Consider the following 12276-nt stretch of genomic DNA (forward strand, 5'->3'; position numbering starts at 1 on the left):
GGTCATCCTTCCTGCCTCAGATACTCAATGATGATCTTGTTCACGGCGTCCGGGTCCTCCAGATAGCCGTAGTGCCCACAGTCCGGCACCAGGTCGTACGTCGCTCCGGGGATGGCGTCCGCGACCTCCCGGCCCAGATGGGCGGGGGTGATCAGATCGTCCGCGAAGGAGATCACATGGCACGGCCTGCCGATCCCCGCGTAGGCGGCGAGCCGGTCGGCCATGGCCGAGAACTCCATGTGGACGCGGTCGCCCCGGCCGGTCGGCGCCGACATCTCGAACAGATCCAGCCAGTCCGAGATCTGGCCGGAGTCGGCCAGCGTCCGCGGCGAGAGGTTCTGCAGGGCGCGCACCACCGCCGTGTACCGGGGAGGCAGCCGCAGCCCCGAGTCATGCAGGGCGATCTCCGCCCCGGCCAGGGCACGCCGCATCGTGTCGGACCGGCCACGAGTCGCCATCAGTACGGCCCTGCGCACCAACTCGGGGCGCACGAGCGCCAGTTCCTGCACGATCTGGGCGCCCATCGAGGTACCCACGAACAGACAGGGGCCGATCCCGAGATGTTCGACCAGGGCGGCGGTGTCCGCCACCATGTCCTCGACGGTGAAGCCCTCCGCGCACTCCTCGGTGGGCGGGATCCCCCGGTTGTCGAAGGTGATGACCCGGTAGCCCGCGGCGGTGAGCGCGGGCACCTGGTGCAGGTCCCAGACCCGCCCCCGGCTGCCGCTGCCCATCACCATGACGACCGGCTGCCCGGTGCCCTCGGAGTCGTAGTGCATCCGGATGCCGTTCACGGCTGCCCACGCCATCTGCCCCTCCCCTTCATGTCCCTGTACTGGCGCAAAGCGACGGAGGGGGTTACAGCTCGTGAACTCCCGGAAGAACGGACATCATCAGTCGCCCCCCTTGAGCTCTCCCCCGCGGCTGCAATATTCCGCACAGCACCCTAAGTGGATCTTCAAGTCACCGTCAAGACATTTCGCCTGGCACGGAAATGCACGCCCCCGAAACCCTGATTCCCTGTCAAGCGACTTTCGTCATTGACCGACCCAACCAAAGTTGTGCACGGGGCGATTCCCCCCGGGAATCCCGGGCGGAATCGACTGTCGAATTGATCGGCGGCAAATGTAGAATCCACGTTCTCCGTCGAACGATCCGACGCAGGTGTTCCGCCCCTCTTCCACCTTCCCGCGGCGGCACCCGACTCCCGTCCCGAACGACAACCCCGAAGGAGCAGCCGTGCGTCTTGGCGTCGCTGTCGCGTACTGGCCCTGGTTCAGGCTCAAGGAGCAGATCGAGGTCGCCCGCCTCGCCGACGAGCTCGGGCTCGATTCCGTCTGGGTGGCCGAAACCTGGGGCCAGGAAGCGGTCTCCGTGCTGGGCCACCTGTCGGCCGTCACCGAACGCATCCGGCTCGGCGCCGCCGTCCTGCAGATACCGGCCCGGCAGCCCACCACCGTGGCGACGGCCGCCGCCACCCTCAACGATCTGTCCGGCGGCCGGTTCATGCTCGGCCTGGGCCTGTCCGGGCCGCAGGTCTCCGAGGGCTGGTACGGCGTGCCGTTCACCCGGCCCCTGGCCCGCACCCGGGAGTACCTGGAAGTCGTCCGGGCAGCGCTGAGCGGCAAGGAGGTCGACCACCAGGGCGAGGAATGGACGATCCCCGCCTACGGCCAGGGCCTGGACCAGGGCCAGCCGTTCAAGCTGCTGGCCCCGCCGGCCGACCGCCGCGTGCCGCTCTACCTGGGCGTATCCGGAGCCAAGACCGTCGAGCAGGCCGGCGCCCTGGCCGACGGCTGGCTGCCGTTCCTGTTCAGCCCCGCCCACGCCGAGGAACTCACCGCACCGCTCCTGCGCGGCATCAAGAAGGCCGGCCGGAACCGCTCGGACGTGGACGTCGCCCCGATCGTGCCCATGGCGCTCGCCGACGACCTGACCACCGCACGCAACCAGATCCGCCCGTTCATCACCTTCTACCTCGGCGGGATGGGGTCACGGGAGAAGAACTTCTACGTCGACCTCGCCGACCGCTACGGCCACGGCGCGTCGGCACGCGCCTGCCAGGAGCGGTTCCTGGCCGGAGACCGGCGCGGCGCCGCCGCCGAACTCTCCGACGACCTCATCGACCTGATCGCGCTGCCCGCCACGGACGCCACCCTCGCCGAGGGACTCGCCCGCTACGAGACCGCCGGCGCCGACACCGTCATCGCGATGCCGTTCGGCAACCGCACCCGCCTGCTGCAAGCACTCGCCACGCACCACAGGGCGTGACCGGACCACCGGCATACGCCGTCAACCAACTTTCGTCAGGGATTCTCCCTCAACTTTCGTCAGGGATTCGCCTGCAACTTTCGTCGTGGTTTTACTCGACCAAAGTCCCGCAAGCGAAGAACCGCCATCAATTCGACGGAAGACCCGAATCACAAAGGCCCCCGCCAAAGGACCGGCGTTTGTTCCAACGCTGTTTTCAAGACGGACTTCGAATTGGCTGGGCAGTGACTGTAGTATCCGAAACCGCATCTGCTCGGCACTGCACAGTGACGGAAGGACCGCACAATCCATGACGGGCACCGCGACCATCGACGATCTCTGGATACGGCGGTACCAGCACGCGGATCCCGGCGAGGCACAACTGGTCTGCCTTCCGCACGCCGGCGGCAGCGCCGCCTTCTTCCTCCCGATGGCCCGCGGACTCGCCGGCCGCTGCGAGGTCCTGGCCGTGCAGTATCCCGGCCGACAGGACCGGCGCTCGGAGCCACTGCTGGAGTCGGTCGACGAGATCGTCGAGGGACTTCTGCCCGTACTGCGGCGCCAGGCCCGCGGCCCGGTCGCCCTGTTCGGCCACAGCCTGGGCGCCACCGTCGCCTTCGAACTGGCCCGGCGCCTTGAGGCGTTGGGCACCGCACCGGACGCGCTCTTCGTCTCCGCCCGGCCGGCCCCCTCCCGCCATCGCGCCGGGGGGACGGTCCACCTCGGCACCGACGACCAGCTGATCGCACGGCTTCGCTCGCTCAGCGGCACCGCCGAACAGGTCCTGGGCGACGAGGAGTTGCTTCGACTGACGCTGCCCGCGGTGCGCAGCGACTACAAGGCCGCCGAGACGTACCGGTACCAGCCCGGACGGCAACTGAGCTGCCCCGTGCACGCCCTCATCGGCCGGGAGGATCCGATGGTCGCCGAGGACGAGGCACGCGCCTGGAGCGACCACACCACGGGGTCCTTCGTCCTGCACGCCTACAGCGGCGGGCACTTCTACCTCGCCGACCACCAGCAGGAAATCCTCGGGGTCATCTCCGAGCAGCTGCTTCTGTGACCCCACGCCACGTCGACGCACGATCACAACTGGGACGGCCCAAGCCCCATGAGCTGGTTTGAATCCATCGTCCTCGGTCTGGTCCAAGGCCTGACCGAGTTCCTCCCCATCTCCTCCAGCGCCCACCTGCGGCTGGTCGCGGCCTTCGCCGGCTGGAACGACCCCGGCGCGGCCTTCACCGCGATCAGCCAGATCGGCACCGAGACCGCGGTGCTGATCTACTTCCGGCAGGACATCGTGCGCATCGTCAGCGCCTGGTGCCGCTCCCTCGTGAACCAGAAGATGCGCCAGGACCAGGATGCCCGGATGGGGTGGATGCTCATCATCGGCTCGATCCCCATCGGGGTCCTCGGCGTCACCCTCAAGGACCAGATCGAGGGCCCGTTCCGCGATCTGCGCCTGACCGCGACCATGCTCATCGTGATGGGCATCGTCCTCGGGATCGCGGACCGCCGTGCCGCGAGCGACGAGCGCGGCGGCCGCCACCGCTCGGCGGTCCAGCGCAAGACCCTCTACGACCTCAACGCCAAGGACGGCCTCATCTACGGCCTGTGCCAGGCCATGGCCCTCATCCCCGGCGTCTCCCGCTCCGGCGCCACCACCAGCGGCGGCCTCTTCATGGGCTACACCCGCGAAGCCGCCGCCCGCTACTGCTTCCTGCTCGCCATCCCCGCCGTTCTCGCCTCCGGCCTCTTCGAACTCAAGGACGCGAGCGAGGAAGGGAATACCGCCTGGGGCCCCACCTGGCTGGCCACCATCATCGCTTTTGCCGTCGGCTATGCCGTCATCGCCTGGTTCATGAAGTTCATCGAAACCAAGAGTTTCATGCCGTTCGTGTACTACCGCATCGCGCTCGGCGTCGTGATCATCGCCCTCGTGACAATCGGCGAACTCAGCCCGCATGCCGCGGAGTCGGCCGGGTGACGTTCGCCACCGACAAGAACTCTGGCTTCCTGGACCGGAGTTCACTACGATCAAGGAAATATTGCCCCCAGCCTTAGCGGGCTTCGGTCAACTGCCGTTCGGGGCTCTTTACTTCACGTCACTTCGACTTCGACTTCGGCGCATCAGCGACTCATCACCTTCGCGTGCCCGCGCCGCCGAAGGATCGCTCCATTCGTACTCCTTCAGTGCACCGCCCTGCCCGAATTCCTTCTTGTTCCCGTACACCGGATGTTTCAGCGAAGGGGCCGTCCATGGCGACCGAGCAAAAGCTGCGCGATTACCTCAAGCGAGCCACGACCGACCTGTACGAGGCCCGGCAGCAGCTCCGCGTCGTCGAGGAGCGGGAGCGGGAACCCATCGCCATCGTCGGTATGGGATGCCGTTTCCCGGGGAATGTGAATTCACCCGAGGAGCTTTGGGAGTTGCTCGCTGCGGGCGGTGACGCGATCGCCGACTTCCCCACCGACCGCGGCTGGGACCTGGAGTCCCTGTACGACCCGACCGCGGAACGCCCGGGCACCTCGTACACGAACAAGGGCGGCTTCCTCTACGACGCCCCCGACTTCGACGCGGGCTTCTTCGGCATCTCGCCGCGCGAGGCGGTCGCCATGGACCCGCAGCAGCGCCTGCTGCTGGAGGTCTCGTGGGAAGCCCTCGAACGCACCGGCATCGACCCCCGCACACTGCACGGGACCGAGACCGGCGTCTTCATCGGCGGCATCGCGCAGGAGTACGGCAGCTTCATCCCGAGCGCCGAGGCGCACAAGCTCACCGGCACGACGTCGAGCGTGCTGTCGGGCCGTATCTCGTTCGTGCTGGGTCTGGAGGGGCCCGCGCTGACGGTGGACACGGCGTGTTCGTCGTCCCTCGTCGCCCTGCACCTCGCCGCCCAGGCACTGCGTCGGGGCGAGTGCGACCTCGCCCTCGCCGGCGGCGTCACCGTGATGTCCACGCCCGACCTGTTCTTCGAGTTCTCCCGCCAGCGCGGGCTGTCCGCCGACGGCCGCTGCAAGGCCTTCGGGGGCGCGGCGGACGGCACCGGGTTCAGTGAGGGTGCCGGTGTGCTGGTGGTGGAGCGGTTGTCGGATGCGGTGCGGGCGGGGCATCGGGTACTGGCCGTGATTCGGGGATCGGCTGTCAATCAGGACGGGGCGAGTAATGGGCTGACGGCGCCCAATGGGCCGTCGCAGGAGCGGGTGATCCGTGATGCGCTGGCCGCCTCGGGGCTGGGTGCCGGGGACGTTGACGTCGTTGAGGCGCATGGGACCGGGACGCGACTCGGGGATCCGATCGAGGCCGGGGCGCTGCTGAACACGTATGGGCGTCAGCGCGGCGAACATCCCCTGTATCTGGGGTCGTTGAAGTCGAACATCGGACACACCCAGGCCGCCGCGGGTGTGGGTGGTGTCATCAAGATGGTCATGGCGTTGCGGCACGGGGTGCTGCCCAAGACGCTGCATGTGGATGAGCCCAGTCCGCATGTCGACTGGAGCGCCGGGGAGGTCGAGCTGCTCACCGAGCAGCGGCCCTGGCCCGAGATCGAGCGGTCACGGCGGGCGGGGGTGTCCTCGTTCGGGATCAGCGGCACCAACGCGCACGTCATCCTGGAACAAGCCCCCACAGTTGAGAGGGAGTTGGAGCTGGTCGAGCCGCCGCTCGATCTGCCCGCGGTGCCGTGTGTGCTCTCCGCGCGGGACGGCAATGCGCTGCGCGCACAGGCCCAGCAGTTGCTCACGTTCGTCGAGGACCACCCCGAGCTGGAACTGGGACAGCTGGCCTGGTCGCTGGCCACCACCCGCACCAGCTTCGACCACCGCGCCACCATCCTCGCCACCGACCGCGACCACCTCGTCCAGGGCCTGACCGCGCTCGCCTCCGGAGAACCCGCACCGCAGGTGGTCGAGGGCACCGCAGCCTCGGGGCGGATCGTGTTCGTCTTCCCCGGCCAGGGCAGCCAATGGCCCGGCATGACCCTGGACCTGCTGGAGACCCACCCGGTCTTCGCCGACCACTTCCACCAAGCCGCACAAGCGGTCGAGCAGCACACCGACTGGAGCGTCCTGGGCGTCCTGCGCCAGGACGAAGGTCAGCCGCCGCTGGAACGCATGGACATCGTCCAGCCCGTCCTGTTCACCGTCACCACCGCACTCGCCCGCCTGTGGCAGCACCACGGCATCCACCCCGACGCCGTCACCGGCCACTCCCAAGGCGAAATCACCGCCGCCCACATCGCCGGCGCCCTCACCCTCAACGACGCAGCCCGCATCATCACCCAACGCTCCAAAGCCCTCACCCGCCTCGCCGGACACGGCGGCATGGCCAGCATCCACGCCCACCCCGACACCCTCACCCCCCTGCTGGCCCGATGGGACGGGCGGCTCTCCATCGCCGCACACAACAGCCCCACCAGCACGGTCATCTCCGGCGACACCGATGCGCTCACCGAACTCCAGGCCGCCTGCGAAGCCGACGGCATCCGCGTCCGCATCATCGACGTCGACTACGCCTCCCACTCAGCGCACGTCGAACCCCTCCGCGACGACATCCTGGAGGCCCTGGAAGGCATCCAGCCGAAAGCCTCGGACATCCCCTTCTACTCCACCGTCACCGCGACCCGCATCGACACCCGCGACCTGACCCCGGAGTACTGGTACACCAACCTCCGCCAAACCGTCCGCCTCACCGAAACAACCCACACCCTCACCACCGACGGACACACCCACTACATCGAAATCTCCCCCCACCCCATCCTCACCACCCCCCTCCAAGAAACCCTCGACACCCACAACACCCAAACCACCATCACCCCCACCCTCCGCCGCAACGAAAGCCACCTCACCCGCCTCACCACTTCTCTTGTCCAGAACACCAACCCGACCTGGACCACCCTCCTCACCCCCCAACCTCCAGCCCTGCTCCCGACCTACCCCTTCCAACACCAGCGCTTCTGGCCGAAGCCCACGCCGCCTACCAACGACGTCTCCACCGCAGGGCTCACCCCCACCAATCACCCCCTGCTCGGCGCGGTAGTCACCCTCGCCCAGGACGACGGCCTCATCCTCACCGGACGCCTCTCCCTCACCACCCACCCCTGGCTCGCCGACCACGCCGTCCACGACACCGTGCTGGTTCCGGGCGCAGCCCTCGCCGAGATGGCCATCCACGCCGGCGACCACACCGCCAACGGCCACCTCACCGAACTCACCCTCCACGCCCCACTCACCCTCCCCGAACACGGCGCGGTGCAGGTCCAGTTGTCGTTGGAGGGTGTCGACGCCTCCGGGCACCGGGTGTTTGCCGTGCATTCGCGGGCCGAGGAGTCAGCAGAAGGTTCCTGGATCCAGCACGCCACCGGCCTGCTCGCCGCTCCCCCCGCGCAGGAGCCCGACACGGCCGCGTTCCACCCGTGGCCGCCGCGTGGCGCCGAGCCCGTCGAACTGACCGACCTCTACGAGGGGTTCGCCGACGCCGGCTACCACTACGGCCCTGCCTTCCAGGGCATCCAAGCCGCCTGGCAGCACGAGGGCACTCTCTACGCCGACATCGCCCTTCCGACGGAACTCCACGACCACACCGCCGACTTCGCCCTCCACCCCGCCCTCTTCGACGCAGCCCTCCAAACCGCACTCCTCAACACCAACAACGGTGACACCGCCCTCCCCTTCGCCTGGGAAGGCGTCACCATCCACGCCACCGGAGCAACCCACCTCCGCGTACGCCTCACACCCACCGGCACCAACAGCATCACCCTCACCGCCACCGACCCCACCGGCACACCCGTCCTCACCATCGACCGGCTCGTCACGCAGCCGGTCTCCCCGCAGGCGCTTGCCAACGCGGGGTCCGCGACGGACGAGAACCTGTTCCGCGTGGGCTGGGCTCCCGTGGAGGCGGGCCCGGCGGCCCCGGTGTCGATGCGCTGGCTCGACAGTGAGGGCGACCCCGGCGACGTACCGTCGGACGAGGCGGCTCACGACGTAGTGGTGCTGCGTTGCTTCCACGCCGCCGAGGCCCCGGACTCCGTAGCGCTGGAGTCGGCTCTGGGCTCGGCGTTGGCGTGGGTGCAGTGGTGGCTGGGCGACGCGCGGTTCGACGGTTCCCGGCTCGTGGTGCTGACCCGCGGGGCGGTCGCCACCGACGCGCGGCAGGATGTGACGGACCTGGCGGGTGCCGGGGTGTGGGGGCTCATGCGCAGCGCGCAGTCGGAGCACCCCGGGCGCATTCTGCTGCTCGACGTGGACGATGCGGACGCGGCGGGTCTGGAGACCCTCGTTCCCACGCTGGTCGACCTCGACGAGCCCCAACTGGCCGTACGGCAGGGACGGTTGTTCGCGCCACGGCTCACCCGGTCCGCCGACGGCGGCGCCATCAGCGCTCCGTCGACCGGAGCGTGGCGGCTCGACATCTCGGCTCCCGGCACCTTCGACCGTCTCGTGTCGGTGCCCAGCCCTGAGTCCGAGGCGCCCCTCCGGCCTGGCGAGGTCCGGGTCGCGGTACGCGCCGCCGGTCTCAACTTCCGGGACGTCGTGGTGGCGCTCGGAATGGTCCAGCACCCCGCGCCGCTGGGCAGCGAAGGCGCGGGCGTCGTGCTCGAAGTCGGGCCAGGCGTCAGCGGGTTGGCGGCCGGTGACCGCGTACTGGGCTTGTTCCCCGGGGCCTTCGGGCCCACGGCGGTAGCCGACCGGCGCATGCTGGCGCGGATGCCCGAGGGCTGGACGTACGAGCAGGCGGCCTCCGTGCCGGCAGCCTTCCTGACGGCCTGGTACGGACTGGTCGAGCTCGCCGGCCTGAGCGGGGGCGAGTCGGTCCTCGTCCACTCGGCCGCGGGCGGTGTCGGCATGGCCGCCGTACAGATCGCGCGTCATCTCGGCGCTCGTGTCCTCGCCACCGCAGGCCCGACGAAGTGGGACGCGGTCCGCTCGCTCGGCGTCGAGGAGACCGCCATCGCCTCCTCGCGGAGCGTGGACTTCGAGGCGACGTTCCGCTCGTCGTGCCCCGACGGCGTGGATGTCGTACTGAACTCTCTCGCGGGGGAGTTCGTGGACGCCTCGCTGCGGCTGCTCGCGCCGGGCGGGCGCTTCCTGGAGATGGGGAAGACGGATCTGCGCGATGCCGCGGAGGTCGCCGAGCAGTTCCCCGCCTCGACGTACCGGGCCTTCGATCTCTTCGACGTGGATCCGGACCGGATCGCACAGCTGCTCGGCGAGCTCATGGACCTGTTCTCGCGTGGCGTGCTCTCCCCGCTGCCGGTGACTGCGTTCGACGTACGACGTGGCGGTGACGCATTCCGCCACATGAGCCAGGCCCGCCACACCGGCAAGATCGTCCTGACCGTGCCGAACGCCTGGGCCGGGTCGGGCACCGTGCTGGTGTCCGGCGGCACGGGCACGCTGGGCGCGTCCGTCGCCCGCCACTTGGTGGCCGCGCACGGCGTTCCGCACGTCGTACTGCTGAGCCGTCAGGGACGGGATGCCGCAGGGGCCGGGGAGTTGGAGCGCGAGCTGCGCGAACTCGGCGCCGAGGTAACGATCACGGCCTGCGACGTCGCCGACCGGCAGGCGCTGTCCGAGGTGCTGGCACAGATCCCGGAACAGTGGCCGCTGACCGGCGTCGTCCACACCGCCGGTGCGCTCGACGACGGCGTGGTCACCTCGCTGACGGGCGAGAGCATACGTACCGTGCTCCGGCCGAAGGTGCGGGGTGCGCTGAACCTGCACGAGCTGACCCGGCACACGAACCTGTCCGTCTTCGCCCTCTTCTCCTCCGCAGCGGGCGTGTTCGGCAGCCCGGGACAGGCCAACTACGCCGCCGCCAACGCCGTACTCGACGCCCTCGCCCAGCAGCGACGGCAGCAGGGGCTGCCCGCCACGTCCATGGCCTGGGGCCTGTGGGAGCAGGCCAGTGGGCTCACCGGTCATCTGGACCGCGACGACCTGGCGCGGCTGCGGCGCGGCGGCATGGCCGCGCTCACCTCCGAGCAGGCCCTGGCCCTGTTCGACGCGGGCGCGGACGCCGAGGACGCCCTGGTGGTGCCGGTCCGGCTGAACGCCGTACGACAGTCCGCCGGCGGAACCGCCGAGCCGGTGCCCCCGCTCCTCCGGTCCTTGGTCCGTGCGGGCCGACGCGCCGCGAGCACGGCCGCCGCCGGCTCCGGCGAGCCCGCCCTGGCGCGTCGGCTCGCCGGGCTGACCGCCGCGGAGCGCGACCGCGTCCTCATGGACCTCGTCCGCAGCCATGTCGCCGTCGTCCTCGGTCACACCGACCACTCCGCCCTCGAACCGGACCGGGTCTTCCGGGACCTCGGCTTCGACTCCCTCACCACGGTCGAACTGCGCAACCGCCTCGTCGCCGCCACCGGCCTGAGGCTCACCGCCACCCTTGTCTTCGACCACCCGACCCCCAACGCCCTGGTGCGCCATCTCGCCTCCCAGCTCTCCGGCGACGGCGACGGCGACGGCGACAGCAGCGCCATCGCCGCCCGGCCCACGGCCGCCCTCGACGACGACCCCGTCGTGATCGTGGGAATGGCGTGCCGCTTCCCGGGCGAGGTCCGGTCTCCCGAGGACCTGTGGAACCTGGTCGCCACCGGCACCGACGCCATCTCTGCGTTCCCCGCCGACCGCGGTTGGCAGGTCGACGGCCTGTACGACACCGCCGCCGGCCAATCCGGCCCGTACCAGGGCGGATTCGTCTACGACGCCACCGACTTCGACGCGGGCTTCTTCGGCATCTCCCCGCGCGAGGCGGTCGCCATGGACCCGCAGCAGCGCCTGCTGCTGGAGGTCTCGTGGGAAGCCCTCGAACGCACCGGCATCGACCCCACGTCCCTGCGCGGAAGCAAGGCCGGCGTCTTCGTCGGCGGCATCGCCCAGTACGGCGGTTTCGCCGCCGACACCGAGGTCCACTCCTTCACCGGTACGACGTCCAGCGTGATGTCGGGCCGCATCTCCTACGTGCTGGGTCTGGAGGGGCCCGCGCTGACGGTGGACACGGCCTGCTCGTCCTCCCTCGTCGCCCTCCACCTCGCCGCCCAGGCACTGCGCCGGGGTGAAACCTCCCTCGCCCTGGTGGGCGGGGTCAGCGTCATGGCCACCGAGGCCCCGTTCGCCGTCTTCAGCCGCCAGGGCGGACTGGCCGCCGACGGCCGCTGCAAGGCCTTTGCGGCGGCGGCGGACGGTGCCGGGTGGGGTGAAGGCGCCGGTGTGCTGGTGGTGGAGCGGTTGTCGGATGCGGTGCGGGCGGGGCATCAGGTGCTCGCCGTTGTCCGGGGCTCGGCCGTCAACCAGGACGGGGCCAGTAATGGGCTGACCGCGCCCAATGGGCCCTCGCAGGAGCGGGTGATCCGTGATGCGCTGGCCGCCGCCGGGATCACCCCGGCCGACATCGACGCCGTGGAAGCACACGGGACCGGAACACGACTCGGGGACCCGATCGAGGCCGGGGCACTGCTCAACACGTACGGGCGGCAGCGCGGCGAACACCCCCTGTATCTGGGGTCGTTGAAGTCGAACATCGGACACACCCAGGCCGCCGCGGGTGTGGGTGGTGTCATCAAGATGGTCATGGCGTTGCGGCACGGGGTGCTGCCCAAGACACTGCATGTGGATGAGCCCAGCCCGCATGTCGACTGGAGCGCCGGGGATGTCGAGCTGCTCACCGAGCAGCGGCCCTGGCCCGAGATCGACCGGTCACGGCGGGCCGGAGTGTCCTCGTTCGGGATCAGCGGCACCAACGCACACGTCATCCTGGAACAAGCCCCCACTGCGGAACGGGAGTTGGAGCAGGCCGAGCCGCCCCTGCCGCTTACGGCCATACCCTGCGTGCTCACCGCACGGGATGGCAATGCGCTGCGTGAGCAGGCCCAGCAGTTGCTGGACCACCTGGACACCCACCCCGAGCTGGAACTGGGACAGCTGGCCTGGTCGCTGGCCACCACCCGCACCACCTTCGACCACCGCGCCACCATCCTCGCCACCGACCGCGACCACCTCATCCAGGGCCTCACCGCGCTCGCCTCC

General features: G+C 69.7%; 5 protein-coding genes. 4 read left to right on the top strand and 1 reads right to left on the bottom strand.

Annotation, left to right across the window (positions count from 1 at the left end; translation table 11 throughout):
• Positions 1 to 2 precede the first annotated feature (2 nt).
• On the bottom strand, positions 3 to 809 hold the full coding sequence (locus AB0Q90_RS41075) for an alpha/beta hydrolase (RefSeq protein ID WP_363165772.1): 807 nt from the start codon (positions 807 to 809) through the stop codon (positions 3 to 5).
• A gap of 430 nt (positions 810 to 1239) precedes the next feature.
• On the opposite strand from AB0Q90_RS41075, the gene AB0Q90_RS41080 reads away from it, so the two are divergent.
• The 4 genes from AB0Q90_RS41080 to AB0Q90_RS41095 all read left to right on the top strand — a co-directional run.
• Positions 1240 to 2271, top strand: coding sequence for an LLM class flavin-dependent oxidoreductase (locus AB0Q90_RS41080; protein WP_363165771.1), 1032 nt, complete (start codon positions 1240 to 1242; stop codon positions 2269 to 2271).
• Between the two features lie 289 nt (positions 2272 to 2560).
• A complete protein-coding gene (locus tag AB0Q90_RS41085) occupies positions 2561 to 3313 on the top strand; it encodes an alpha/beta fold hydrolase (protein ID WP_363165770.1) in 753 nt (250 codons plus the stop codon).
• 48 nt (positions 3314 to 3361) lie between these two features.
• Positions 3362 to 4237 (top strand): undecaprenyl-diphosphate phosphatase, encoded by an 876-nt coding sequence (locus AB0Q90_RS41090; protein WP_363165769.1) that lies wholly within the window; start codon positions 3362 to 3364, stop codon positions 4235 to 4237.
• 272 nt (positions 4238 to 4509) lie between these two features.
• Positions 4510 to 12276: SDR family NAD(P)-dependent oxidoreductase (locus AB0Q90_RS41095; RefSeq protein ID WP_363165768.1), on the top strand; the 7767-nt coding region annotated here is incomplete at its 3' end.

The organism is Streptomyces sp. NPDC079141, assembly GCF_040686775.1.
GTDB lineage: Bacteria > Actinomycetota > Actinomycetes > Streptomycetales > Streptomycetaceae > Streptomyces.

Bases quoted from the DNA above. Each gene is read 5' to 3' on its own strand.
- AB0Q90_RS41090 (WP_363165769.1), top strand. From the start codon at position 3,362: ATGAGCTGGTTTGAATCCATCGTCCTCGGTCTGGTCCAAGGCCTGACC.
- AB0Q90_RS41075 (WP_363165772.1), bottom strand. From the start codon at position 809: ATGGCGTGGGCAGCCGTGAACGGCATCCGGATGCACTACGACTCCGAG.
- AB0Q90_RS41085 (WP_363165770.1), top strand. From the start codon at position 2,561: ATGACGGGCACCGCGACCATCGACGATCTCTGGATACGGCGGTACCAG.